The organism is Streptomyces sp. NPDC048462 (assembly GCF_043200175.1).
Lineage (GTDB): Bacteria > Actinomycetota > Actinomycetes > Streptomycetales > Streptomycetaceae > Streptomyces.
Genome location: NZ_JBICXG010000019.1, coordinates 121,810 through 145,578, shown reverse-complemented (window position 1 = coordinate 145,578; position 23,769 = coordinate 121,810). Strand labels below are relative to the sequence as shown.

The window sequence follows — 23,769 nt, the reverse complement described above, 5'->3', positions numbered from 1 at the left end:
TTCCTGCGGTGGGCGGTGGGCGTTCGGACGCTCTTCGTAGCGGTCCGCCCGGACGGGGCGGGCGGACCGGGCCCGCTGTGCGGTTCCCCGTCACCGTGCTCGCTCAGGCGGCATTCGGGCCCACGTCGGCGGCCGTGAGCGGGTGCCGGAGCGCGGGCGCCGTCGCGTACTCGTCGGCGCCGATGTCCCGTACGCTGCCGCGCTGGTCCCCGTCGATGTCGTCGGCGACGGCCGCGCCGCTCAGGGTGGCGGCGCCGATCGCCGGGCTGCCCGACGTCAGCCGCAGGATGCCGTCCGCGCCCTGGCTGAGCAGCGGGTCGGCCCGGGTGAAGCCCCCGGCGGGGATGTTGCCGTCTCCGGCCGCGCCCCACAGCAGGTTGCTCTGCCAGGTGAAGCCGGTGGTGGCCCCCATCGCGACGAGGCTGCCCGCGTCACCGACGAGCAGGTTGTCCGCCACGGTCACGTTCGTCGGCTCGAACGCCCGGGTCTCGCCGGAGAGCGAGCCGGTGTTGTCGATCAGCGAGTTGTGCACGATCACCGCACGGTCGCAGGCGTCGTTGCCCGTCCGCTGCTCCGGTGTCTCGCCGGAGTTGTGGTCCCGGGTGGTGCCGCTGCCGACCACCAGGGCCCGGCCGGACAGCCCGCTCAGGTAGTTGTTGACGATCCGGTGGTCGTTGCCGTAGATGCGTACCCCGTCGATGCCGTCGATCAGGTAGTTGCCCTCCACCACGGAACCGTTGCCGTGGCGCAGCACGATGCCGCCGCGGCTGTCGCGGACGGTGTTGTACCGGATGGTGTTCTTCGAGGACTTCACCGAGATGGCCTCGGGGTCGCCGTCGCAGCGCTCGAACAGGTTGTACTCGACGACCGCGTTGGCCTCGGACAGTGCCCGGCCGCTGACGCCGAGGCGGATGGGCTCGCCTCCGTTGGCGCCGGTGAAGGTGTGGTCGGAGAAGTGGTTGCGGAAGATGTGCAGGTTCTGGGCCATGGCGGTCTTGCCCGTGCCGTCCACGACGATGAAGATGCCCGCGGTGGTCTTGTTGTGGAAGTGGTTCCGGTCGATCTTCGAGTCGTCCGCCCGCACGACGAGCCAGTACGGGTCGCCGGCGTCCGCGAGCTGGAAGTCGTTGCGGGTCAGCCGGATCGACGAGCAGTCCGCCGGGATCTCCATCGTGGTGCTCTGCCGGAAGGAGAAGCCGCTGATGGTGATGTTGCTCGAATCGCTGAGCACGAAGCCGCGTTCGCCGCGCAGCACGGCGCCGCCGCGGGTCTTGGAGACGATGGTGATCTGCGCGGCGCCGGTGCCGTTCTTGCCGGAGATGTTGACGGAGCTGCCGGACGGGACCGTGTAGGTGCCGTCGGCGACGACGATCCGGTCCCCGGGCGCTGCGCTGTTGATGGCGCTCTGCAGTGCGGCCAGGGAGGAGACCGGGATGTCGGCCGCGGCCGCGGTGCCCGACAGCGCGGTGGTGAGGGGTACGGCCGCGAGTGCGGCCACGGCGGTGCTTCTGAGGAACGTGCGGCGTTGCATGGTGCCTCCTGCGTCGATGCGGACGGATTCGTTCAGCCGGCGTGCGGGCCGTGGTCGTCAGCCGGCGTGCGGGCCGACGTCGGCCGGGGTGAGGGGGGCGCGGCCGGGGCCCCGGCGGGAGTACTGGTCGGCGCCCACGTCCCGGCTACGGCCGCGCGGCCGGCCGTCGATGTCGTGGGTGACGGGCGGCCACCGGAGCGTGCCCGCACCGATCGCCGGGCTGTCGGCGGCCGGGCGCGCGATGCCGTACGGGTCCGGCACCAGGCGGGGGTCGACGCGGGCGCCGCCACCGGCCGGGATGTTGCCGTCGGCGGCGGCGCCCCACAGGAGGTTGCCCGACCAGGTGAAGCGCACGGTGTTCGCCATCTCGACGAGCTGACCGGTGTCCGCGACGAGCAGGTTGTCCGCGACGGTGACGTCCCGCGGCTCGTGCGGGCGCTGGCTCTCGCCGGAGAGCGTGCCGTTGTTGCCGACCAGGGTGTTGTACGCGATGAGGACGCGGTCCGGGGCGTCGTTGCCCCGACGCGTGTCGGGCGACTCGCCGGGCAGGTGGTCGCGCTCGGAACCGCTGCCGATGACCAGGGCGCGCCCCGACAGGCCGGCGAGGTAGTTGTTGACGATTGTGTGGTCGTTGCCGTAGATCCGTACCCCTTCCTGGCCGTCGACGAGGTGGTTGGCCTCCACCCGGTTGCGGTTGCCGTGGCGCAGCACGATGCCGCCCAGGCTGTCGCGGATGGTGTTGTACCGGATGGTGTTGTCCGAGCTCTTCACCGAGATCGCCTCGGGGTCCCCGTTCGCGCGCTCGAACAGGTTGTACTCCACGAGCGCGTGGGCGCCGGACAGCGCCCGGGGGCTGACACCGAGCCGGATCGGTTCGCCGCCGTTGGACCCGGCGAAGGTGTGGTCGGAGAAGTAGTTGCGGTACACGTGGACGCGCTGGGCCATCTCCTCGGTGTCCGCGCCCTCGATGCCGAGGTAGATGCCGAGGGTGCTCTTGCCGTGGAAGTGGTTGTGGTCGACCGTGCTGTCGTCCGCGCGCACCATCACCCAGTGCAGGCCCTCGATGTCGGCCAGTTGGAGGTCGTTGCGGGTGAGCCTGATGTGCGAGCAGTCCGGGGGGACGTCCAGGGTGCTGCTCTGACGGAACGAGAAACCGCTGAGGGTGATGTGGTGCGACGCCTCCAGGACGAAGCTGTGCTCGCCCTCCAGGACGACGCCGCCGCGGGTCTGCGCGGCGATGGTCACGGGTGCGCGCGGGGTGCCGCGCTTGTTCCGGATGGCGAGGGGGCTGTCCGGCGGCACGGTGTACGTCCCGTCGGCCACAACGATCCGGGTTCCGGGGCGTGCCCGGTCGATGGCGGCCCGGAGCTGGTCCAGTGTGCGGACGGGCTCCGGAGCCGTGGTCGCGCTCGCGGTCAGTGGTCCGCCGACGGGGGCGGCGGCCAGTGCCACCCCGGCAGCGGTGCTCATGAGGAACGTGCGGCGTTGCATGGTGCCTCCGTGAGTGCGGAATTGAGGGGGTTGCGGACCGGGGTCCGGGTCTCAGCCCTCGGCCGGTGTGTCCAGGAACAGTTCGATGACGGGGACGGGGGTGTCGGGGCGGCGCACCGGGATCTGGAGCGTGAGCGTTCCGGCGGGCTGCCCGCCCATCTCGGTGTTGACGGCGGGCCGGTCCGGGTCGATGTGGACCGGGATGATCTCGGACGCGTCGTTCAGCAGCTGGGCGTACCGCACCCGGCCGGCGAGGCCCGGCAGGTGCAGGTGGCGCGGGGGCCAGGCGAACAGGTGGACGTAGAGCCGGTCGCCGCGCTGGGTGTACCGGCATTCGGCGGGGGCGGTGTACGGGGACGGCCCGCAGCCGCGTACCGACCGCTCGTGCAGCTGTGTCCACCGGCCGATCTCGCCGAGGATCGCCGAGTCGCGCGGGTCGAGGTCGCCTCGGCCGGTGGGGCCCACGTTGAGCAGCAGGTTGCCGCCCTTGGACACCCCGTCGACGAGCATCCGGATCAGCAGGTCGGCGCTCTTGTGGTCGAGGTTGTCGCGGTCGTAGCCCCAACTGCCGTTGAGCGTCTGGCAGGCCTCCCACAGGACGGGGCGCCCGTCCTCGGTCATCGGGCCCGATGGCTGGTACTGCTCGGGGGTCACGAAGTCGCCGGGAAGCCCGGTGCGGTCGTTGACCAGGACGTGCGGCTGGAGTTCCCGGATCGTCTCCAGGAGCTTCGGGGAGTCCCAGTCGTCGGGTCCCTTGCCGCCCCACCAGGTGCGCCCGGCGTAGGAGAAGTCGAAGAAGAGGTAGTCGACGCGCCCGAAGGACGTCAGCAGTTCACGGACCTGGCCGTGCAGGTAGCGCCGGTAGTCGCGGATGTCCCGGCCGGTGTTCGCGGCCTTGAACTCCTCGTCGTCGCGCTGCGGGTGGGTGCCGTCCACGGGGAAGGACGGGTGGTGCCAGTCGATCAGCGAGTAGTAGAGGCCGACCTTGAGCCCTTCGGCGCGGCAGGCCTCGACGAACGGGCCGACGAGGTCGCGGCCGTGCGGGGTGTTGGTGACCTTGTACTCGGTGAGGGCGCTGTCCCAGAGGCAGAAGCCGTCGTGGTGCTTGGTGGTCAGGACGACGTACCGCATACCGGCCGCCTTGGCGGCCCTGGCCCACTGGACCGGGTCGTAGCGGTCGGGGTCGAAGTGGTCGAAGTAGACCTGGTACTGCTCGTCGGTCAGCTTCTCCCGGTTCTTGACCCACTCGTGCCGCGCGGCGAGGGAGTACAGGCCCCAGTGGACGAACATGCCGAACCGGGCTGCGGTGAACCAGTCCGTCTCCGGGGCTCCTGCGGGAGCGGGGGTCGCGGGCGGGGTCATGGGATGTGCTCCTTGCGGGGGACGGGGGTGGTGACGGAGGGGTTCGCCGGGGTCAGCCCTTCAGCGCACCGGAGGACAGGCCGCTGACGAAGGACCGCTGGAAGAAGAGGAAGACGATCACGGAGGGCAGCAGGGCCAGCAGCGAGGCGGCCATCACCACTCCGGGGGTCACCGCGGGGTCGATCCGCAGGGTGCGCAGCGCCAGCGGGAGCGTGTACGAGGAGGAGTCGGTGGAGACGAGGAGGGGCAGCAGGTACTGGTCCCAGATCATGGTGAACCCGAAGACCCCGATGACGCCGAGGGCGGGCTTGCACATCGGCAGGATGATCTGGGCGAAGATCCGCAGGTCGCCGGCCCCGTCGATGCGGGCGGCCTCCTCCAGTTCGCGCGGCACGTCCTTCATGAACTCGGTCATGACGAGGATGGAGAACCCCCAGGCGCCCAGCGGGACGATCATTCCGGCCAGGGTGCCGATGAGGTTGAAGTGGACGACCGGCAGGTCGGAGAGGATCAGGGACAGCGGGAGGGCCAGGATCTCCTCGGGCAGCATCAGCGTCGCCAGGACGGCGACGAGCACCAGCGTCATCCCGGGGAAGACCTTCCTGGCCAGCGCGTACCCGGCCAGGACGGAGACGGCGACCTGTAGCAGCAGCCCGCCGCCGACCACGAAGAACGAGTTCAGCAGGTACCTGAGCACCCCCTGGTCGAAGGCGATCCGGAAGTTGTCCAGCGTGACGCCCGAGGGGATGACGCTCAGCTGTGTCGGGTCCTTGACGTGTCCGAAGGCGCTGACGAGCAGGGCGAGCAGCGGCCCCGCGAAGACGATCAGGACCAGCAGGTGGACGACGTTCCTCAGGATCCGTCCGCCGGCGGTGCGGCTCTCGGTCAGGCCAAGCGCGGTCTCGGTCTGCTCGCTCACTTGCTTTCCCTCCGCCGCAGCAGTTGGACGACGACGGTCAGGATCAGCGTCGCGACGAACAGCAGGACCGCTCCCGCCGCTCCGACACCGAGCCGGTTCTGTTCGAGGCCGAGCTTGTAGATGAGGGTCATGACGACCTCGGTGGAGCCGTCGGGCCCGCCGTTGGTGAGCAGGAACACCTCGGTGAAAACGCGCAGTCCGCGGATCGCGGCGAGGATGAACAGGATCGAGAACACCGACCGCAGTCCGGGCACGGCCACGTGCCACACCCGCTGCCACCTGGACGCGCCGTCGACCTTCGCGGCCTCGTACAGGCCCCGGTCCACGCTCGTCAGTCCGGCGAGGATGATCATCATGTCGTAGGGGGCGCCCCGCCAGACGCCGGTGAGCATGATGGAGGCCATCGACGTGTCGGGGTCGTTGATGAACCCGGACGGGCCCATTCCCACCATCCCGAGCAGCGAGTTGAGCATGCCGTCGCCGGTGGGGTGGTACATGATCCGCCACAGTTCGGCGACGACCGCGAGCGGCACCACCACCGGCAGGAACGCCGCGGAGCGCACGAACTTCAGCCGGCGGCTCTGCCCCTCCATCAGCAGGGCGAGGGCCAGGCCGAGCGCCATCGAGCCGGCGGTCTGCCCGGCGGCGAGTACGAGCGTGTGCCAGGCGGCCTCGCGGAATCCGTGCGACTGGAGCACCGTGGCGTAGTTGTCGGTGCCGACCCACTTGTTTCCCAGGTAGGGCTGAACCTCCTGGAAGGACATGGTCAGCGCGTTGGCCATGGGGATGAACTTGAAGTACAGGAAGAGGATCAGCGCGGGGGCGAGGAACAGCCAGGGCGTCCACCACCGGCCCGATCTGCGGCTGCGCCCCGGGCGGCCGGTGGCCCCGCCGCCCCGGCGCCCCGGCTTCCGCGGGGCGGGACCGGCCGCCGCGGGGGCGGCCGGTTCGGCCTGGTCGAGGCTCATGACGCGGCGATCCCCTGCTCCTGAAGGATCTCGGCGAGCTGCTTGTCGAGCTCACGGAGCTTGGTCCCGGTGTCGAGACCGCAGTCCGCCATGAGCGCGTTCACGGTGTCGGCCGTCGCCTGCCGCACCGGGGTCCAGTTCGGGATGGACGGGGCGTACCGCCCGGAGTCCTGGTACGCCTGGGCGTAGGTCTTCCAGCGGGGGTCGGGCCGCACCTGGGAGATGTCCACCGTCTTGTTGACGGGAAGCTGGACGGTGTAGCCGGTCTCGCCCGCCATCCCCGTCTTCTGACCCTCCGCGGAGACGGCGAAGCCGGCGAAGGCGTCCTGGCCGGCCTGGTTGGCGGAGCCGGCCATCAGGTAGACCGAACCGCCCTCCGCGAGAACGGTGGCGTCCTTCGGGCCCTTGGGCATCGGCACTACCTCGTACTTGTCCTTGCCGAGGGTCTCGTCGAAGCGGGGCAGCAGGTACGGGCCGACGACGAACATGCCGGTCCGGCCCGCCTCGAAGGTCTCGTTCGTCGGCGGGGTGTCCATGGTCACGGCGCCGGGCTGGATGGCCTTGGCCTTGCAGCCCAGGTCGCGGAACCACTGCATGGCCTCGACCGATGCCTTCGTGGCCGAGGCCGGCTTGTACGTGCCCTTGCCGCTCTCGGTGATGAAGTCGCCGCCTGCGGCCCAGAGGAAGTTGGAGAAGTACCAGGAGGCGTAGCCGCGCTTGGTGGACAGCGGGGCGGCGAGCCCGGCGGTGTTCTGTTTGCCGTCGCCGTCCGGGTCCCGGGTGGTGAAGGCCTTGGCCATCGCGGCGAAGTCGTCCCAGTTCTCCGGGACGTCGAGCTTCAGCTTCTGCCGCCAGTCCTTGCGGATGAGCAGCGCGGACGCCTGCGCCGAGTACGGCAGTCCGTACTGCTTGCCGTCCACGCTCTTCCCGGAGTCAAGGCCCTGGCCGATGATCTGCCCGCTGTCCTTGATCTTGTCCAGGTCGATCTCCCGGAGCAGCCCCTGGCTGTGCATGGCCCCGAGCTGGGTCACGTCGTTCATGACGATGTCGGGGAGGTTCTTCTGGGCTGCCCGCTGCTGCAGCTTGGTCTCGAAGTCATCGAAGATGGCCGTGACCTTGACCTTGTAGCCCGTCTTCTTCTCGAAGGCGGTGACGAGCTTGAGCGCGCCCTGCTCCCCCGGTCCGCCCGGTGTCGTCCTGGTCCAGAGCTCCAGAGGCGCCTTGGGGTCCTGCTTGGCATCCACTCCCGCAGGCCCGGACGAACAGCTGGTGAGGACCAGTGTCGAGGCGAGGACACCCGCACCGATCCATCGCGATCTCTGCATCACAACTCCTGTTTTCGCCGCATCACAGTTGGCCTGGAAAGCGCTTTCTGGGACGGTAACGGGGTCGGAATCAGCGGTCAATAGTCCGATGAATACAAAAATTTCCACGGGTCGGCGCAGCTCCCACCGAATGCCCCTCCGTGCACGGCTCCGGCAATCCGGAACGCGCGAGGGCGATATCACCTCCGAAAATCGCCTGATAACGGCCCAGTTCGCCGATCCATACGAACAGCCATCCCGATCCGGAACGAGTACGAGCCCTGACAACAACTGCCGGGGGACGAGGGCTGGACATCCGACCTGTACGCGAGGACATTCCAGTGATCCGATGTATCGTCCCTGCGAGCCATCCGGCCTGGGGACTGAACAGGCCACACCAGTCCGCGACATCCAGTCAGACATTCACCCACAGATCCGAGCAGGGACCGGTGGCCGCCCGGCCACCGGTCCGGCACCGGACCGGCCGAGGAGCCAGACCCGATATGAACGAACCGGCCACCGCACCGACAGCCCTGCTGGTCATGGAGGAAGAACGCCGGGCGGACGTCTACCCGCCCGAGGTACTGGCCGGGATCGGCCGGCTCGCGCGCTGGCAGGGACCGCCCCGTACCCGCCAGGAGCTGGACGCGGAGCCCGAGGCGCTGAGGGACGTCGAGATCCTGCTGACGGGCTGGGGCGCGCCCGTCCTCGATACCGCCTTCCTGTCGCGGGCCCCTGGGCTGCGGGCCGTCCTCGTGGCAGCGGGGTCCGTACGGCACCTGACCACGCCCGCCTTCTGGGAGCGCGGCATCCCGATCGTCTCCGCCGCCGCGGCCAACGCCGTCCCGGTCGCGGAGTTCACCCTCGCCCACGTCCTCCTCGGGCTGAAGCAGGCCCACCGCATCGCGCGGGAGGTCGCGAGCAGCCGCCGCTTCCCGCACAACCCCGAGGTCCCGGGCGCCTACCGGTCACGGGTGGGCCTGCTGGGGCTCGGCCACATAGGCAGGCTGGTCGCCGCCCACCTGGCCCGTTTCGATGTCGAGGTCCTCGCCACCGATCCCGTCGCCTCCCCGGATGCCGCCCGCCGGGCGGGCGTCCGGCTGGTGCCCGTCGAGGAGCTCTTCGCCACCTGCCACGTCGTCAGCCTCCACGCACCGCTCCTGCCCGAGACCCGCGGCACGATCGGGGCACGGCTGCTGGACTCGATGCGCCCCGGCGCGACGCTGATCAACACCGCGCGGGGCGCGCTGATCGACGAGCCGGCCGCCGCTCAGGTCCTGGGTGCCAGACCCGATCTCACCGCCGTGCTCGACGTAACGCATCCCGAGCCCCCGGCTCATGACTCGCCACTGTTCACCCTTCCCAACGTTGTCCTGACACCGCACCTCGGCGGCGCCCTGGGTGCCGAACGCCAGCGCCTCGGACAGCTCGTGCTCGACGAACTCGACCGCTTCACACAGGACCGGCCACTCCGTCACGCCATCGACCCCGCGCACGCCACTTCACTGGCCTGACGGCCCGGCGGGCCCGATGGCGGCGGGCCGGACGCGAGGCGGCCATGCTGTACCGAATTCCCGGGACCGGGCAAGCCCGGCCGGCACCCGATTCCGCAAGTCCGCAGCCCGGGGACGTCACGTCAGCGAAACGTCAGTGAGACGTTAGCGAAACGTCAGTGAGACGTAAGCGGGAGGAGCGATAGTTCGGAGCAGGCAGAAGTCCCGGCCCCGGACTGCTCCGCTCCGCATATTCTTCCGACCCGGCCGCCGCAAGGCCGAAGGGCCGAGAGCCAAAAGGCCGAAAGCCGAAAGGGAACGGGCGAGGGTCCAGGGACCAGGAACGCATTCGGAACGCCTTCCTCGCGGGTATCGGCACCTTCATGCCCGCACGGCAGCAATGGCACGGCGAAGCGCGGACTTCCGCCCTGTCGGCCTTCCGAATTTCCGCACTTCCCTCCTTCCGCTCCTGCGGGCACGACGGAGCACCGGTCGCGAATGCGGATCACAGGGCAAAGGAATGCGCCGCCCGGCAGTACGTCAATGCCGCGTCGGTCACCGCCGGGAGGCGTACGAGACCCGCACCGGTGGCCGCCGGGTGCACGTTTGAGCCCGCCCCCGCCGCGACAGAGATGTGGACATGTCACATACTGCGCCGCTCGGCGCCGCTCCCACCCCGTTCGTGCCTCACGCGCCCGTCCTCTCCGCGGAGGTGCGGGCCGCCCTCGCCGCGCACCGGCCCGTCGTCGCGCTGGAGTCGACGATCATCGCCCACGGTTTGCCCCGCCCCCGCAATCTGCGGGTGGCCGAGGAGCTGGAGGGGCTCGTCCGGTCCGGCGGCGCCGTGCCCGCCACCATCGCCGTGCTGGACGGGAGGGCCAGGATCGGTCTGGACAAGGACCAGTTGGAGCGGGTCGCCCAGGACCCGGCGATGCGCAAGTTCGGCCACCGGGACCTCGCCCCGGCACTGGCGGCGGGCGCGAGCGGGGCGACGACGGTCTCCGCGACGGCGTTCCTGGCCGCACGCGCGGGCCTCCGCGTCTTCGCGACCGGTGGGCTCGGCGGGGTGCACCGGGGCTGGACCGAGACCCAGGACGAGTCGGCGGACCTGCGGCTGCTGGCCGGGACCGGGATCACCGTGGTCTGCGCGGGCGTGAAGTCGATCCTGGACGTGCCGGCCACGCTCCAGCGGCTGGAGACGCTCGGCGTCGGGGTGCTCGGTTACGGCACCGACCGCTTCCCCGGGTTCTATCTGAGCAGTTCGGGCGAACCGGTCGACTGGACCGTGAACTCCCCGGAGGAGGTTGCCGAGGTGATGGCCGCCCAGGACGCGCTCGGCGGCCCGGACACCGCGCTGATCGTCGCCAATCCCGTACCGCGGGAGGAGCAGTTGGATCCCGCCCTGCACGACCGGGTGCTGGCCGAGGCGCTGGACTCGTGCCGGGAGCGCGGCATCGTGGGACAGGCCGTCACGCCGTACCTGCTGGACCAGCTGACGCGGCGGACCGGGGGCGCCTCGCTGGAGGCCAACCTGGCGGCGGTCCGCGGCAACGTGGCGCTCGCCGCCCGGATCGCCACGGTCCGGTCCGCCCGGTGACCGGTGGCCTCCTCGTCGTCGGGGACGTGGTCACCGACGTGGTGGCCCGGCACGCGACGGCGCTGGTCCACGGCACGGACACGAAGGCCGGCATCCGGACCCTGCCGGGCGGGGCCGGAGCCAACGTGGCCTGCTGGGCGGTGCGTTCCGGCTGCGCGGAGGTGCGGCTGCTGGCCCGGGTCGGCGCCGACTCCGCGGCCTGGCACCGAGACCGGCTGCGGCGGGCGGGCGTACGCGAACTGCTGGCCGTGGACGACGCGGCGCCAACCGCGACGGTCGTCGCCCTGGTCGACCCCGCCGCCGAACGCACCTTCCTCACGGACAGCGGTGCGGCCCTGCGCCTCGCGCCCGGGGACTGGTCGCCGTCGATGCTCGACGGGATCGGCCGCCTCCACCTCTCCGGCTACCTGCTCTTCGCCGCCGGCAGCCGCGCGACGGCCCTGCTCGCGCTGCGGGAGGCCCAGCGGCGGAGGATCCCGGTGAGCGTCGACCCGGCCTCGGCCGGCTTCCTGGCCGAACTGGGCGTCGACCGGTTCCTGGACCTGGTCGGGGGCGTCGACCTGCTGCTCCCCAACGCTGACGAGGCCCGGCTGCTCACCGGCCTCCCCGGACCGGCCGACGCGGCGGCCAAGTTGAGCCTGCTGGTCCGCCAGGCCGTCGTCACGCTGGGCCGGGACGGCGCGCTGCTCGCCACCGGGGGCGTGGTGACCGGCCGGGTGCCGGGCGAGACCGTGCGGGACCCGGTCGACTCCACGGGGGCGGGCGACGCCTTCACCGGCGGCTACCTCGCGGCGCTGCTGGCGGGCGACGACGCCGTGACGGCCGCCGCGGCGGGCTGCCTCTCGGGAGCGCGGGCCGTCATGGCCGTGGGCGGTCGGCCACCCCTGCCCGGGGACGGATAGCGGGTGCGCGCCGGGGGCCGGACGTGCCCCTGCCCCTACGCGTCGGCGTCTCCCCGCAGTCCCGTCCAGGCCGGGTGGCGCGGGTCGTCGGCCCGGACGACCGCGTCCGCGCTCTCGGCGGGCGTCACCTCGTCCTCGTACCGCGCGAAGGCGGGCAGGGTCCACTGCTCGGCCTCCTCGGTGCGCCGCCGCAGCGCTCCGGGCGACAGCCGCAGGTGGACGCTCAGGTCGAACGGGAACCAGTGCCCGAGCAGCAGCGGCCCGTGCACCACCAGCACCCCGCCCGCCGGCAGGAGCCGGTACGGGCTCCGGGTGGCCCGGTCCGTCGCCGGGTCCCAGAGGTCGGGCAGCACCCGCCCGTTGCCGCCCGCCTCCAGCGGCCCGAAAACCTCACGCCACAGCGCCCCGGTGTCGAACCAGCTGCCGTAGTACGAGTCGGGGTCCCGCTTGCCGTACTCGTAGCGCAGGCTGGCCGGCCGCAGGAATCCCGCCGTGGAGACGGGGAGCACGGCCCGGCCGCGCAGCCGCAGCGCCTGCGCGAGTGCTTCGGCCGGCTCACCTGTCCGGGCGGCCGGGGCCCCGTCGACGGCGACCTTGAGCCAGGGCCCGCCGTCGGACGGCTCCAGCGCGTCGATGTGCGCGGCCAGGGCGTCCGCCAGCCGCTCCCAGGTGATCGCTTCGAATCGCACGCCTCCATCATCACCCCCGCCGGCCGAGCTCCGGCCGGTGGTCCGCCGCCAGCCGTACGACGCGTCCGGCGAGCGGGCCCCGGGCCGGTTCGAGCGCGGCGGCGGCCTCCGCGAGGCGGGTGATGTCGGCGAACCAGTCGCCGGAGAGCGTGTCCACCGCCCCGATGCGGGCGAAGCCGCGCTCCAGCAGGCCCCGGGCGGTCTCCGGCCGGCCGCGCAGCAGCGCCTTCACCGCGGCGACTGCGTTGGCGAGCGCGCTGGCGGGTCTGGACCAGTCGTCGCTGCGCGCCGCCGGGTTGTCCTGGTCGTAGCCGGGCAGCCCGGCGAAGGACTGCGCGACGATCTCCAGGTCCAGCCGCCAGAAGAGGGGCAGCCCGGCGAAGTCGACGAAGATCAGCCGTCTGCCCCGGGAGTTCCCCAGCTCGGGGTCGACCCGCAGGAAGGCGACGTCCCGCACCGTGCCGAGCAGCCCGGGAACAGCGGCCGCACAGTCCGCGAACCGGCCGTCCGGCACGACCCACAGGAGGTCGATATCGCTGTAGGCGTCGGCGGTCCCGCGCGCGAGCGACCCCCTCGGCTCCGCCCGCGACCCGGCGCAGTGGGCCCGCAGCGCGCGCAGAAGCTGCCGCGCCAGCGCGGCTCGGCGCACCGGATCGAGCTCCTCGGGCACCTCTTCACCCACCGCCCCGCCACCCTCCTCCGTCACCCTCGTACGCTCCTCCTCATGGACCTCGAATTCGCCCACACGTTCGCCGCGCGGTGGCAGGAAGACTGGAACTCCCACGATCTGGAAAGAATCCTGACGCACTATCACGACGACGTGACGTTCAGCTCGCCCATGATCGCCCGGTTCACCGGCGACCCCTCCGGCACCGTGCGTGGCAAGGACCGACTGCGGGCCTACTGGGCGCGCGGTCTTGAGCTCATCCCCGACCTGGCGTTCGAGGTGATGGATGTCCGGGTGAGCGTCGACACCCTGGTGATCGACTACCGCAACCAGCTCGGCGGCCGGGTGTACGAGGTGCTGACGTTCCGGGACGGGCTGGTGATCGGCGGCCTCGGCGCCTACGGCGAGACGCTCGCCCGCTGACGGCAGGGGGCGGAAGCGGGCAGCCGGAAGAACGGGGGCGGCCTTCGGCGCCGCCTCAGTGCTTCCCGTCGGTCTTCCCGTCGCAGTCCACCGCGTCGGCGTCGTCGGAGAGTTCGCTGCCCTCGGGCAGCAGATAGGTCACCCAGAGGACGACGGGCTCGGTCCCCAGATTGCGCCCGATGTGGCGGTGCTTCGTCCCGGACGGCTCGATGAAGGACGTTCCGGCGGGCGTCACCTCGACCGAGCAGTCGTCCAGGGTGCGGGTCAGCGTCCCCTGCTGGACGACCGCGATCAGCTGGCCGCGATGGGTGTGCCAGCCGGTGGAGCCACCGGGTTGGACGGTGATCTTCCGGAAGGTGACATCGGTACGGCCCTTCGGCGTCTTCACCTTCAGCTTGCCCGGTGACGTGCCCTCCGCGACGACGGTGCCGCTCACCCCGCTGCCGGGAGTGGCGACGGCCGCCGACGGCACGAAGCAGAGCGCTGCCACGCAGCCCCCGATGACAAGCGCCTTGCCCAGCCGCCCCTGGTGTCTGCCGAGTCTCATGGGCAACTCCTCTGCGTCAGTGCCCCGGGCATCAGCGCTGCCCCTGGCATCCCAAATGCCCCGACGCTACCCAGGAGCCGGCCGGGCGAACCGTCCCCGGCCCGCCACCGTCATTCGCCCCGCAGCTCGGCGGCCAGCGGTCCCTCGCCGGACACCTCGATCCGCCCGTCCCTGACCGCATCGGTGAAGGTCGTCTCGCCGCGCCCGAGCGCGAGGCAGAGCTCGGCGTCGAGCGCGATGCGCGCATCGGCCCGCTCGGCCGGACCGTCCCCGTAGACCGCGCTGCCGGGTGCCCGCGTCCCCGTACGGACGTGGAACTCGCCCTCGTCCAGGTGCACATCCAGCACTCCGTCACCGGCAGGTCCGCCGGGCCCGTCCAGTGCGCGCAGCAGCGGCAGCGCGAACCAGTGCGCCCGGACCGCGTCCGTGGGGCGCCGCTCGGCGAGGGCGGGTGCTCCCCATTCGGCCAGTGCGGCGAGCACGGGCAGCAGTCCGTGGCCGCGTTCGGTGAGCTCGTACACCGAGGCGGCGGCGGGCGGCGGCAGCCGGCGCCGGGTGGCCAGTCCGCCCTGCTCCATGTCCCTGAGCCGGGAGGCCAGGACGTCCGTGCTCACGCCGGGCAGGTCCGCGTGCAGATCGGTGTACCGGCGCGGACCGGCCAGCAGTTCACGGACGATCAGCAGGGTCCACCGGTCACCGACCGCGTCCAGCGCGCGGGCGCCGGCACAGAACTGGTCGTAACTCCGGCGGCGGGCCGGGCGGGTTTCGGGCTGTTGCTGACGTGGCATGCGACGCAGTCTAGACATGTTGTTGGACTTTCCAAGCTCAAGCTTGGTAAAACCAAGTACCGCAATCGGATCGGGGAGGCAGCACCGCATGGAATTCCGCCAGTCCAGCAAGCTCAACGAGGTCTGTTACGAGATCCGGGGCCCGGTCATCGAGCACGCCAACGCCCTGGAGGAGGCAGGCCACAGCGTGCTCCGCCTCAACACGGGCAACCCGGCGCTGTTCGGCTTCGAGGCGCCCGAGGAGATCGTCCAGGACATGATCCGGATGCTCCCGCAGGCCCACGGCTACACCGATTCGCGTGGCATCCTGTCCGCCCGCCGGGCCGTGGCCCAGCGCTACCAGGCGATGGGGCTCACCGGAGTCGGCGTGGACGACATCTTCCTCGGCAACGGGGTGTCCGAGCTGATCTCGATGGCCGTGCAGGGGCTGTTGGAGGACGGTGACGAGGTGCTGATCCCGTCCCCGGACTACCCCCTGTGGACGGCGGTGACGACGCTGGCCGGCGGCAAGGCCGTGCACTACATGTGCGACGAGGCCTCGGACTGGAACCCCGACCTGGCCGACATGGCATCGAAGATCACCGACCGGACCAGGGCCGTCGTGATCATCAACCCGAACAACCCGACCGGCGCCGTCTACCCGCGCGAGGTCCTCGAAGCCATCCTCGATCTCGCCCGCAGGCACGGTCTGATGGTGTTCGCGGACGAGATCTACGACCAGATCCTCTACGACGACGCCGAGCACCACAGCGTCGCGGTCCTCGCCCCCGACCTGGTCTGCCTCACCTTCAGCGGCCTCTCCAAGACGTACCGCGTGGCCGGCTTCCGCTCGGGCTGGATGGTGGTCTCCGGACCGAAGCAGCACGCGCGCAGCTATCTGGAGGGGCTGACCATGCTCGCCTCCATGCGGCTGTGCCCCAACGCCCCGGCGCAGTACGCCATCCAGGCCGCGCTCGGCGGCCGGCAGTCGATCCGGGAGCTGGTGGTGCCCGGGGGCAGGCTGTACGAGCAGCGCAACCTCGCCTGGGAGAAACTCAACGAGATCCCCGGGGTGTCGTGCGTGAAGCCGAAGGGCGCGCTGTACGCCTTCCCGCGCATCGACCCGAAGGTGCACCCACTCGTCGACGACGAGAAGTTCGTGCTGGACCTGCTGCTGCGGGAGAAGATCCAGGTCGTGCAGGGCACCGGCTTCAACTGGCCGCGGCCCGACCACTTCCGCATCCTGACCCTCCCGTACGCTGACGATCTTGACGCGGCGATCAGCCGGATCGGCCGCTTCCTGACCGGGTACCGGCAGTGACCGGACGCCCGGGGACGAACGGATACCGACCGTGAGCCGCTCCACCCGCGCCACCTCTCCCGCCCCTGCCGCCTCTCCTGTTTCTCCCGCCTCTTCCGCCTATCCCACCTGCCGGGTCCCCGTACACACCCAGTTCGCCTCGTTCGACCTGGTCGGGCCGATCGTCGAGGGTGGGCTCGACCCGGCCACCGACCCCGCGTGGGCCGAGTCCGGCGCGAAGTCGCCCGCGGAGTACGCGCGCTGGGCGGGGCATCTGTGCGGGATGACCTGTCTGCGCATGGCCCTCGGCGCCGGGGCCCCGCCGCTGTTCGCCCTGCGCGACGGGGCGCTCGGGTACGGCGCGTACACCGAGGACCCGGACGACGGCACGATCCGGGGCCTGGTCTACGCCCCCTTCGCCGACTACGTACGCGAGAGCCACGGCCTCGACGCCACCGTCCACCGGCACCTCGCGCCGGAGGAGATCCCGGACCTGCTCGACGAGGGGCGGTCCGTCATGGCGTCGGTGCACTACGCGATCCGCCATCCGGACCGGCCCGCGCCGGGGCGGGGCGGGCACCTGGTGCTCCTGACCTCGCGCACGGCCGACGGCACGGGCGTGCACTTCCACAACCCGTCGGGTATCACGGCCTCGACCAGGGCCGCAGAGCTTCCGCTGGCCGAGTTCGCCCGCTTCTTCGCCGGGCGCGGGGTGTCGCTGTCCGCGCGGTCCGACGCACCGGCCCCCTGAACAGGAGCGGGCCCGGGGGTGTAGCCGGCCCCCGAGCCCTGTGATGCCACCTGTACTGCACGCAGACACGTTTAAGGTCCCGTATCAGTTTTATGTCGTCGCGTCCTGCCTTTAGACGACCGCGGACCGAAGCTCCACGGGCCGGAGTCGAACCGGCATCTCGACGCACACGGGCACGGGCCCGGTCGATTCGGCGATAGGCGGCGCATGCTGAGTCTGGAGCAAGAGTCTGAGATTGATCGCGGTCTGCCTCTGCCTGGTTGGGCCACCCCGGCCCGCATCCGCAGCCCGCACCCGCAAGCAGGTACGAAGGGACGGAAGTGCCGGGGGGAGGACTCGAACCTCCACCGTAACCGCGTCGTCACGACAAACTTCAGTTTCAGCTTTGCGCTCCTCGCGCACCCCAGCGGCTTCGACCGCCGCCGGGGATTCCCTGGCCGGTCACCCGAAGAGGTAACCGAATACCGCGTCGCCCACCCGCTGGTCCGTGACGTCCACGCCGTTGGCCTCTTCGCGGGCGAACTTGACGGCCTGCTGGAGCTTCTCGACCCGGTCGGACAGCTCGTTGATCCGTCGCGCGGGCAGCGCCCCGGAGAACTTCACCGTCGTCCAGTAGCCGACCGGGACGTCCTCGTAATACACCTCGACCTGCGCCGGGTGCTTCTCGGTGGCCTCCGCCTTCACGTGGTTGCGGGGCACCTTCTTGGTCCGCAGGGTCCGCACCGGCTCGGTCTTCCAGGAGTCGGTGGACGGGTCCTGGGCCCAGGCCTCCGAGGCCTCCAGCACCGGCAGCTTGCGGATGAACGTGGTGATGTCGGTGAGCTGCTTCTCCAGGAAGAGCAGGTACGACACCGGCGCACCCGCCACCAGCACCCGGCCGTCGACCGAGATGTCGGCACGGGCTTCGCAGTTCGCCCAGTCCTTGGTGCGGTCACGTCGAACAGCCGGGTGAGCGTCCGCGCCGTCTCGCGCAGTACGTCCTCGGCCTTGATCTGCACCGGCGTCGACTCGGGCGGCAGCTGCTCGCCCTCCTCGTCCTTCGGCTGGTACGTCCGGGAGATCCCGGCCAGCAAGCCGGCCTTCTGGAGGCCGTGATGCGCCGCCGTCAGGTCCTGGTGAGCCTTGGACTTGACGCCCTTCTCCACTGCGATGATCTGATTGAGTTTCGCCACACCAGGAAGCTAGTGCCGCGGCAGCCAAGGTCTGCCCCGTCGCGACGCCCGGCACGCACTCTCGCCGCACAGGCCGAAAACCCAAGTACATCCAGTACAAGGGCTTCCGGCCGGCACGCCGAGAGCACGCACCTGACGCCGCTCCTTGACGGGCAAACCTTGACTGACGCGGCACTAGCAACATCAACACCGCGTGCACCAGCGCTTTTTGCCCGCCCAGCGAGCCCCTGGAAGCGCCGGGTGCGCCGTCCGGTGCGCCCGTGCGCGGCGGTCCGTTCGGGTGGATTCCCGGCGGCGTACCTGTTCCGGGGCCCTGCGGCGGGGGCCGGTTGCCAGAGTGGGGACCGCGCGTCCGCGCTCCCTCCCCCGCACCTGGCACTAAGGGTCCCCCATGCCTTTCCCCAAGCCCCGTCTCTCCGGCCTCTCCCGCCACTCGCTCGATTCCCCTGATTCCCCGAACGTCCGCCTGCGCCCGCGACGGCGTGCCGCGCTCGCCGCTGCGGGCGCCGGACTCGCCGTCCTGGCCGTGGGCACGCCCGTCGCGTACGCCACGCTGGGCACCGGCGCCTCACCCGAACCGCGGCCGGCGACTTCGACCGCTTCGCGGGGCAAGGCCTATATCGAGACCCGGCTCTTCTTCGGCACCGAACGGCCGGACGGCGGAGCTGATGTGACCGACCGCCAGTTCCTCGCCTTCATCGACAGGGAGGTCACCCCTCGGTTCCCGGACGGGCTGACCATCCAGGACGGACGGGGGCAGTGGCGGGACTCCAACGGGGTGATCGAGCGGGAGCGGAGTTACGAACTGACCCTGCTCTACCCGACGTCAGAGGCGCGGCAGCGCGATCCGCAGATCGAGCGGATCCGTGACGCCTACGAGAAGGCGTACGCGCAGGACTCGGTGGCGCGGCTGGAGGAGCGCACGACCGCCGACTTCTGAGCCCGCGCCCCGGCCGCCGCCCGCTCCGCACCGGCCCCGGATGTTCGGGTACTGTGCCGCCGCCGGGTGCCGGAGCACCGGACAACGATCAGCAGGGGGCAGGCCGCATGGGTGCCGCGATACGTCATTTCACCGCCACGACCGAGCAGGGACAGGTCTTCACGGTCAACATCGAGCGGGACTTCCGCTACGACCCGTACCGCGACTTCCTGGTCTGCGCCCACTGCGACTGGCGTCCCTCGCTCCTGACCATGGAACGGATCCTCGACATGGCCGGGGAGCACCTGGCCACCGCGCACGCGGCGACCCGGGGACTGGCGCAGCAGGAGGACGAGTCGTTCCGCAAGGCGCGGCTGATCGTGCTGCCGGTCGTCGCCGTCCTGCTGATCGGTCTGCTGTTCCTCCTGAAGGGCTGATGCCCCTCCTAGGGAGCTCCTGAGCGGTCAGCCGCCGCTGAGCTCCAGGAGTGCGCCCACCGGGTCGGTGTCCGGTGCGGCGCGCGGCCACCACTCGTCCTGGCCCGGGTCGGACTCGTAGCCGTACCAGCGGCCGTCGTGGCCGAAGCGGAGCTGGAGCGTGCCGCCGGGATGGGTGAGGTGGTTGCGCCAGGGCTGGAAGCGGGGGAAGCCGGCGGCGGCGAGCGCCGGGCGGGCCCGGTCGAACGGTCCCGCCGGAGGGTCCCACTGCGTCTCCAGGACGTCCAGCCCCTCGGCCCCGCCCTGGCGCCATGCGGCGACGGCGCGGGCCAGGTCGGTGATGTTGCGGCCGGTGGCGGAGGCCAGTTCGCGGTAGAGGGCGCGGGTGGTGGCGGTCAGCCCGGCGGTGGGGCGGGCGGCGGCCAGCCGGACGGCGTCCTGCCAGGGCGTGAGCCCGGCGAGCGGGTCGAGGCCGGTGGTGAGCAGTGCGTGGGCGCGGGCGGCGGCGTCCGTGGCGAGCTGGTCGAGCGCGAGCGGGTCGCGGCCGCCGGGCAGGCTCGGGTACGAGGGCGGCTGCCCCGGGTGCGGCGCCACCGGGAACGGGGCGGGCAGCGGCGGCAGGAAACGCTCCGCCAGCGCTTCCCGCGCCGGTACGGAGGGGGCGGCGGGGGCCTCGGGCCGCTCCCGTGCGGAGTGCGCGGCGTTGCGGTGGCCGAGGTCCTCCAGGAGTTCCCGCTCGCCCCGGCCGCGCAGCAGCAGGAGGACGAACGGGTCGGCGTCCAGGAGCCGGGCCATCTGGTAGCAGAGCGCCGAGACGTGCTTGCAGGGCCAGCCGTGGTCGGGGCAGGAGCAGGTGGGGTCCAGGTCGTTCGCGCCGGGGAGCAGGGTGACACCGGAGGCGGCCGCCGTGTCGGCCAGGGAGTGCGGCATCTCCTTGGTGAGCAGTGCGGTCAGGTGGTCCGGGCGGGCGGCGACCGCGCCGAGGAAGGTCTCCCAGTCGGCGTCGGTGAAGGTGCGCAGGCGCAGCTCGGCGCGGTAGGGCCGGGGCCGGCTGCCGTGCACGTAGGCGACGACGCGGCCGGGGGTGACGGTGACCGCGGCGACGTGCCCGCCGTCCGCGTACGCGCGGCCCCGGGCGAGCCTCGCCGTGTCCATCGAGAGGGCTTCGAGCGCCGCCACCCAGGCCCGGCCCCACCAGCTGTCCGCGAACGGCTCGTCGTCGCCGGACGTCCGCGCGGGTACCGCCTCGAAGGTCCGGCGCAGGTCGTCGGGGCCGGGCCTGGACCGGGCGACGGGCCGCGCGTCCTGGCGGGCGGCGGGCCGGGAGCGGGGGCTCATGACGGCCTCCGCAGGGAGACGAGATCGGCCAGGTCGCGGTCGCTGAGCTCGGTCAGCGCGGTCTCTCCGGTGCCGAGCACGGCATCGGCCAGGGCCCGCTTGGCGAGCAGCATCTCGCCGATCCGGTCCTCGACCGTGCCCTCGGCGATCAGCCGGTGCACCTGGACCGGCTGGGTCTGGCCGATGCGGTAGGCGCGGTCCGTGGCCTGTTCCTCGACGGCCGGGTTCCACCAGCGGTCGTAGTGGATGACGTGCGCGGCCCTGGTGAGGTTCAGCCCGGTGCCGGCCGCCTTCAGCGAGAGCAGGAACACCGGCACCTCGCCGGACTGGAAGCGGTCGACCATCCGCTCCCGTTCGGCCACCGGCGTACCGCCGTGCAGGAGTTGGGAGGGGATCGCCCGCGCGGTGAGGTGCGCGGAGAGCAGCCGGGCCATCGTCACGTACTGGGTGAAGACGAGGACGGAGCCGTCCTCCGCGAGGATCGTGTCGAGGAGCTCGTCGAGCAGGGCGAGCTTCCCGGAGCGGCCGACGAGCCGGGTCGGCTCCTCCTTCAGATACTGCGCCGGGTGGTTGCAGATCTGCTTGAGCGAGGCCAGCAGCTTCATGATGAGGCCGCGCCGGGCGATGCCCTCCGACGCCTCGATGTACGCCATGGTCTCGCGCACCGTGGCCTCGTAGAGCGTGGCCTGTTCGCGGGTGAGGAAGACGGGGTGGTCGGTCTCCGTCTTGGGCGGCAGCTCGGGTGCGATGCCCGGGTCCGACTTCTTGCGGCGCAGCAGGAACGGGCGGACCAGTCTGGAGAGCCGTTCGACCGCCTCGTCGTTGCCGATCCCGGCTGCCGTGCCGGTGTTCTCCACGATCCGGGCGTGCCGGGCGCGGAACGCCTTGAGGGGGCCGAGCAGTCCGGGCGTGGTCCAGTCGAGCAGGGCCCAGAGCTCGGAGAGGTTGTTCTCGACGGGGGTGCCGGTCAGGGCGACCCGGGCCGGGGACGGGATGGTGCGCAGCGCCTTCGCCGTAGAGGAGTGCGGGTTCTTCACGTGCTGCGCCTCGTCGGCGACGACCAGTCCCCAGCTGTGCGCGGCCAGTTCGGCGGCGCTGGAGCGCATCGTGCCGTACGTGGTGAGGACGAAGCCGCCGTCGGGCTCGGCGAGGGTGCGGTCGGTGCCGTGGAACCGGCGCACGGGGACGCCGGGGGCGAAGCGGTTGATCTCCCGGTGCCAGTTGCCCAGCAGTGAGGCGGGGCAGATGACCAGGGTGGGCGCGGGGTGGGCGCGGTGCAGGTGCAGGGCGATGAGGGTGATCGTCTTGCCGAGGCCCATGTCGTCGGCCAGGCAGCCGCCGAGGCCCAGCGCGGTCATCCGGTCCAGCCAGGCGAGCCCGCGCAGCTGGTAGTCGCGGAGCGTCGCGTCGAGGCCGGGCGGCGGTGCGATCGTGGTGTCGTCGTCGAGGATGCGGCTGCGGAGCGCCGCGAGCGCCCCGACCGGCACGGCGTCGACCTGCTCACCGTCCACCTCGGTGCTGCCGGTCAGGGCGACCGCGAGGGCGTCCACCGGATCGAGCAGGCCTAGCTCCCGCTTGCGCGCCTTGCGCACGAGCGCGGGGTCGACGACGACCCATTGGTCGCGGAGCCGCACGACGGGCCGGTGGGCCTCGGCCAGCACGTCCATCTCGGCCTCGGTGAGCTGCTGGCCGCCCAGCGAGAGCTGCCAGTTGAAGGCGAAGAGCTGTTCGGCGTCGAAGAACGCCGTGCCGTCGGTGGCGGTGCCCGGAGCGGGCCGCACCACGGCGGCCGCGGTGAGCGAACGGGCCAGCTCCCGGGGCCAGTGGACGCTCACCCCGGCGGCCGAGAGCCGGGCCCCGGCGTCGCTCAGCAGCTCGTACAACTCGTCCTCGCTGAGGGCGAGTACGTCGGGGACGGGCTGGTCCAGCAGCCGTTCCAGCGGGGCCCAGACCCGGGCGGCGCGGCGCAGCGCGAGCACGGCGTCGATCCGCGCGCGCGGTCCGAAGGGCTCGCCCGCCCCGCCGTTCCACAGGGCGGCGGCGTCGACGACGTAGGTCGGGTCCGCGAGGCTGTGCACCTGGGTGACGGCTGCGGCGGCATGCCGCGAGTCGGAGGATCCGCCGGCACCACCCGGCCCACCGTCGCTGCCGACGGTGTCGTCGGGGCCGTCGGTGTCGCCCGGGTCCGCGGCGTCCCGGGAGTCCGTCGTGTCGAAGAGTTCGTACGCGGAGAGGTCCAGGCGCAGCGACACCCGTACGCCCGCGTCGAGTCCGGCCGCGACCGCCACCGCCCACTCACGGGCGCCGGGCAGGTGCTGGGCCTCTCCGGCGGCGAAGGGCGCCCCCATGGCGAACGCCGCCGCGGGGGTGCGGGGCAGGGTGTCGGCCACCGCGTCGAGGAACGAGGCGATGAGCGGTTCGGGCTCGGGGAGCTGGAGGGGTGTGCGGTCGGGGAACGGCACCGCGTATCCCTCGGGCGGCATGGCCGCGGCGACCGCACGCAGGTGTGCGACGTCCTCGGCGGCGCGGGGACCGGCCCGCCAGGCGTCGTGGTCCTCGGGCGTCAGCCCGGGGAGCATCCGGCCACCGGCCACCAGGTGGAGCGCGTGCAGCGCGGCGGCCCCCCAGCAGCGGGTGGCGGGGTGGGCGGACTGCTGGTGCCGGGCACGGGCCAGCAGGGGTACGGCGTCGGTCAGGGGCAGCACGAGGGCCGGCACGGTCTGCCGGCGGACGTCACCCTGATCGCCGTGCCGTCGGACGACCGTGATCTCGCAGACGCGGTCGTCCTGGCCGGGGGCGGATCCGCCCGCGCTCGTCCCACCCGGCGCGGTCGTCACGTCGGGGCCGGGGAGCGGGGCCCCCTCCGGGTCCCAGAACGCGACGCGGCCCTCCCTCGGCAGCGACGCGGGAAGGAAGACCGCCGCGCAGCGCAGCAGCCGGCCGACAGCCGCGTCCCGCGGCGGTGATGCGATGGCCACCGGTCCCTCCCCTCACGTCCAAGGCCCTGGTCACGGGCTTCGAGTCCCGGTCCCCGGCGCCCCGAGCGGCACCGGATCCCTCTGACTGGCGAGTCTAGGCGGGTGGTCTGACAGCGGACCACGGGCCCGGGGGCCCCCCCCCCCGCCGGGGGGGGGGGGGGGGGGGGGGGGGGGGGGGGGGGGGGGGGCGGGCGGCGGGGGGGGGGGGGGGCGG

Annotated in this window: 20 protein-coding genes, 1 tRNA gene and 1 pseudogene; 8 read left to right on the top strand and 14 right to left on the bottom strand. The window is 72.0% G+C overall.

Annotation, left to right across the window (positions count from 1 at the left end):
• Positions 1-103 precede the first annotated feature (103 nt).
• The 6 genes from ACGFU6_RS27790 to ACGFU6_RS27765 are packed head-to-tail and all read right to left on the bottom strand — an operon-like array spanning position 104 to position 7,596.
• Positions 104-1,531, bottom strand: a complete 1,428-nt coding sequence (locus ACGFU6_RS27790; protein WP_393614750.1) for a polysaccharide lyase 6 family protein — start codon at positions 1,529-1,531, stop codon at positions 104-106.
• Positions 1,532-1,588: 57 nt separating this feature from the next.
• Positions 1,589-3,022, bottom strand: a complete 1,434-nt coding sequence (locus tag ACGFU6_RS27785; RefSeq protein ID WP_393614748.1) for a polysaccharide lyase 6 family protein — start codon at positions 3,020-3,022, stop codon at positions 1,589-1,591.
• A gap of 51 nt (positions 3,023-3,073) precedes the next feature.
• Complete coding sequence (locus tag ACGFU6_RS27780; protein WP_393614747.1) at positions 3,074-4,384, bottom strand: alpha-L-fucosidase; 1,311 nt, start codon at positions 4,382-4,384, stop codon at positions 3,074-3,076.
• 52 nt (positions 4,385-4,436) lie between these two features.
• Complete coding sequence (locus tag ACGFU6_RS27775) at positions 4,437-5,303, bottom strand: carbohydrate ABC transporter permease (RefSeq protein ID WP_393614745.1); 867 nt, start codon at positions 5,301-5,303, stop codon at positions 4,437-4,439.
• Positions 5,300-6,271 carry a carbohydrate ABC transporter permease gene (locus ACGFU6_RS27770; protein ID WP_393614744.1) on the bottom strand — a complete coding sequence of 324 codons (972 nt, stop codon included), beginning with the start codon at positions 6,269-6,271 and terminating at the stop codon, positions 5,300-5,302. The genes ACGFU6_RS27775 and ACGFU6_RS27770 overlap by 4 nt, the downstream gene beginning before the upstream one ends.
• Positions 6,268-7,596, bottom strand: coding sequence for an extracellular solute-binding protein (locus ACGFU6_RS27765; RefSeq protein WP_393614743.1), 1,329 nt, complete (start codon positions 7,594-7,596; stop codon positions 6,268-6,270). Before ACGFU6_RS27765 ends, ACGFU6_RS27770 begins: the two co-directional genes overlap by 4 nt.
• A 482-nt stretch (positions 7,597-8,078) precedes the next feature.
• Between ACGFU6_RS27765 and ACGFU6_RS27760 the strand changes: the two genes are divergently transcribed.
• From ACGFU6_RS27760 to ACGFU6_RS27750, 3 genes are all read left to right on the top strand, one after another.
• Entirely contained in the window at positions 8,079-9,089 is a 1,011-nt protein-coding gene (locus ACGFU6_RS27760; RefSeq protein ID WP_393614741.1) for a hydroxyacid dehydrogenase, read from the top strand.
• Between the two features lie 619 nt (positions 9,090-9,708).
• The gene (locus ACGFU6_RS27755) at positions 9,709-10,665 is read left to right on the top strand and encodes a pseudouridine-5'-phosphate glycosidase (RefSeq protein ID WP_393614739.1); all 957 of its coding nucleotides are present in this window, start codon (positions 9,709-9,711) and stop codon (positions 10,663-10,665) included.
• Positions 10,662-11,567 (top strand): carbohydrate kinase family protein, encoded by a 906-nt coding sequence (locus ACGFU6_RS27750; protein ID WP_393614738.1) that lies wholly within the window; start codon positions 10,662-10,664, stop codon positions 11,565-11,567. The genes ACGFU6_RS27755 and ACGFU6_RS27750 overlap by 4 nt, the downstream gene beginning before the upstream one ends.
• A 35-nt stretch (positions 11,568-11,602) precedes the next feature.
• Here the strand turns inward: ACGFU6_RS27750 and ACGFU6_RS27745 are convergent, their stop codons facing one another.
• Both ACGFU6_RS27745 and ACGFU6_RS27740 read right to left on the bottom strand, forming a co-directional pair.
• Positions 11,603-12,256, bottom strand: a complete 654-nt coding sequence (locus ACGFU6_RS27745) for a uridine kinase (RefSeq protein WP_393614736.1) — start codon at positions 12,254-12,256, stop codon at positions 11,603-11,605.
• Positions 12,257-12,266: 10 nt separating this feature from the next.
• On the bottom strand, positions 12,267-12,962 hold the full coding sequence (locus ACGFU6_RS27740; protein ID WP_393614735.1) for a nucleotidyltransferase domain-containing protein: 696 nt from the start codon (positions 12,960-12,962) through the stop codon (positions 12,267-12,269).
• An 18-nt stretch (positions 12,963-12,980) separates the two neighbouring features.
• On the opposite strand from ACGFU6_RS27740, the gene ACGFU6_RS27735 reads away from it, so the two are divergent.
• The gene (locus tag ACGFU6_RS27735) at positions 12,981-13,346 is read left to right on the top strand and encodes a nuclear transport factor 2 family protein (protein WP_393614734.1); all 366 of its coding nucleotides are present in this window, start codon (positions 12,981-12,983) and stop codon (positions 13,344-13,346) included.
• A 55-nt stretch (positions 13,347-13,401) separates the two neighbouring features.
• On the opposite strand, the gene ACGFU6_RS27730 is transcribed toward ACGFU6_RS27735, so the two are convergent.
• Positions 13,402-13,893: a cupin domain-containing protein gene (locus ACGFU6_RS27730; protein ID WP_393614733.1), complete on the bottom strand. Its 492-nt coding sequence runs from the start codon at positions 13,891-13,893 to the stop codon at positions 13,402-13,404.
• 110 nt (positions 13,894-14,003) lie between these two features.
• Positions 14,004-14,681 carry a winged helix-turn-helix transcriptional regulator gene (locus ACGFU6_RS27725; RefSeq protein ID WP_393614731.1) on the bottom strand — a complete coding sequence of 226 codons (678 nt, stop codon included), beginning with the start codon at positions 14,679-14,681 and terminating at the stop codon, positions 14,004-14,006.
• An 88-nt stretch (positions 14,682-14,769) separates the two neighbouring features.
• Between ACGFU6_RS27725 and ACGFU6_RS27720 the strand changes: the two genes are divergently transcribed.
• Both ACGFU6_RS27720 and ACGFU6_RS27715 read left to right on the top strand, forming a co-directional pair.
• A complete protein-coding gene (locus tag ACGFU6_RS27720) occupies positions 14,770-15,981 on the top strand; it encodes a pyridoxal phosphate-dependent aminotransferase (protein WP_393614730.1) in 1,212 nt (403 codons plus the stop codon).
• Positions 15,982-16,129: 148 nt separating this feature from the next.
• Positions 16,130-16,711, top strand: coding sequence for a peptidase (locus tag ACGFU6_RS27715; protein ID WP_393614789.1), 582 nt, complete (start codon positions 16,130-16,132; stop codon positions 16,709-16,711).
• A 321-nt stretch (positions 16,712-17,032) separates the two neighbouring features.
• Here ACGFU6_RS27715 and ACGFU6_RS27710 read toward each other — a convergent pair.
• Positions 17,033-17,119 (bottom strand) — tRNA-OTHER (locus ACGFU6_RS27710).
• Positions 17,120-17,152: 33 nt separating this feature from the next.
• Positions 17,153-17,883 (bottom strand): annotated as a pseudogene (locus ACGFU6_RS27705) (hypothetical protein).
• 391 nt (positions 17,884-18,274) lie between these two features.
• Between ACGFU6_RS27705 and ACGFU6_RS27700 the strand changes: the two are divergent.
• A complete protein-coding gene (locus ACGFU6_RS27700; RefSeq protein ID WP_393614728.1) occupies positions 18,275-18,823 on the top strand; it encodes a DUF3574 domain-containing protein in 549 nt (182 codons plus the stop codon).
• Positions 18,824-18,930: 107 nt separating this feature from the next.
• Complete coding sequence (locus ACGFU6_RS27695; protein ID WP_393614726.1) at positions 18,931-19,239, top strand: hypothetical protein; 309 nt, start codon at positions 18,931-18,933, stop codon at positions 19,237-19,239.
• Positions 19,240-19,266: 27 nt separating this feature from the next.
• On the opposite strand, the gene ACGFU6_RS27690 is transcribed toward ACGFU6_RS27695, so the two are convergent.
• Together ACGFU6_RS27690 and ACGFU6_RS27685 are read right to left on the bottom strand one after the other, a co-directional pair.
• Positions 19,267-20,577, bottom strand: a complete 1,311-nt coding sequence (locus ACGFU6_RS27690) for an SWIM zinc finger family protein (RefSeq protein ID WP_393614725.1) — start codon at positions 20,575-20,577, stop codon at positions 19,267-19,269.
• Entirely contained in the window at positions 20,574-23,555 is a 2,982-nt protein-coding gene (locus ACGFU6_RS27685; RefSeq protein ID WP_393614723.1) for a DEAD/DEAH box helicase, read from the bottom strand. Before ACGFU6_RS27685 ends, ACGFU6_RS27690 begins: the two co-directional genes overlap by 4 nt.
• Between the last annotated feature and the right edge of the window lie 214 nt (positions 23,556-23,769).

Bases quoted from the DNA above. Each gene is read 5' to 3' on its own strand.
- ACGFU6_RS27790 (WP_393614750.1), bottom strand. From the start codon at position 1,531: ATGCAACGCCGCACGTTCCTCAGAAGCACCGCCGTGGCCGCACTCGCG.
- ACGFU6_RS27785 (WP_393614748.1), bottom strand. From the start codon at position 3,022: ATGCAACGCCGCACGTTCCTCATGAGCACCGCTGCCGGGGTGGCACTG.
- ACGFU6_RS27780 (WP_393614747.1), bottom strand. From the start codon at position 4,384: ATGACCCCGCCCGCGACCCCCGCTCCCGCAGGAGCCCCGGAGACGGAC.
- ACGFU6_RS27770 (WP_393614744.1), bottom strand. From the start codon at position 6,271: ATGAGCCTCGACCAGGCCGAACCGGCCGCCCCCGCGGCGGCCGGTCCC.
- ACGFU6_RS27765 (WP_393614743.1), bottom strand. From the start codon at position 7,596: ATGCAGAGATCGCGATGGATCGGTGCGGGTGTCCTCGCCTCGACACTG.
- ACGFU6_RS27760 (WP_393614741.1), top strand. From the start codon at position 8,079: ATGAACGAACCGGCCACCGCACCGACAGCCCTGCTGGTCATGGAGGAA.
- ACGFU6_RS27755 (WP_393614739.1), top strand. From the start codon at position 9,709: ATGTCACATACTGCGCCGCTCGGCGCCGCTCCCACCCCGTTCGTGCCT.
- ACGFU6_RS27735 (WP_393614734.1), top strand. From the start codon at position 12,981: ATGGACCTCGAATTCGCCCACACGTTCGCCGCGCGGTGGCAGGAAGAC.
- ACGFU6_RS27730 (WP_393614733.1), bottom strand. From the start codon at position 13,893: ATGAGACTCGGCAGACACCAGGGGCGGCTGGGCAAGGCGCTTGTCATC.
- ACGFU6_RS27725 (WP_393614731.1), bottom strand. From the start codon at position 14,681: ATGCCACGTCAGCAACAGCCCGAAACCCGCCCGGCCCGCCGCCGGAGT.
- ACGFU6_RS27720 (WP_393614730.1), top strand. From the start codon at position 14,770: ATGGAATTCCGCCAGTCCAGCAAGCTCAACGAGGTCTGTTACGAGATC.
- ACGFU6_RS27700 (WP_393614728.1), top strand. From the start codon at position 18,275: ATGCCTTTCCCCAAGCCCCGTCTCTCCGGCCTCTCCCGCCACTCGCTC.
- ACGFU6_RS27695 (WP_393614726.1), top strand. From the start codon at position 18,931: ATGGGTGCCGCGATACGTCATTTCACCGCCACGACCGAGCAGGGACAG.
- ACGFU6_RS27690 (WP_393614725.1), bottom strand. From the start codon at position 20,577: ATGAGCCCCCGCTCCCGGCCCGCCGCCCGCCAGGACGCGCGGCCCGTC.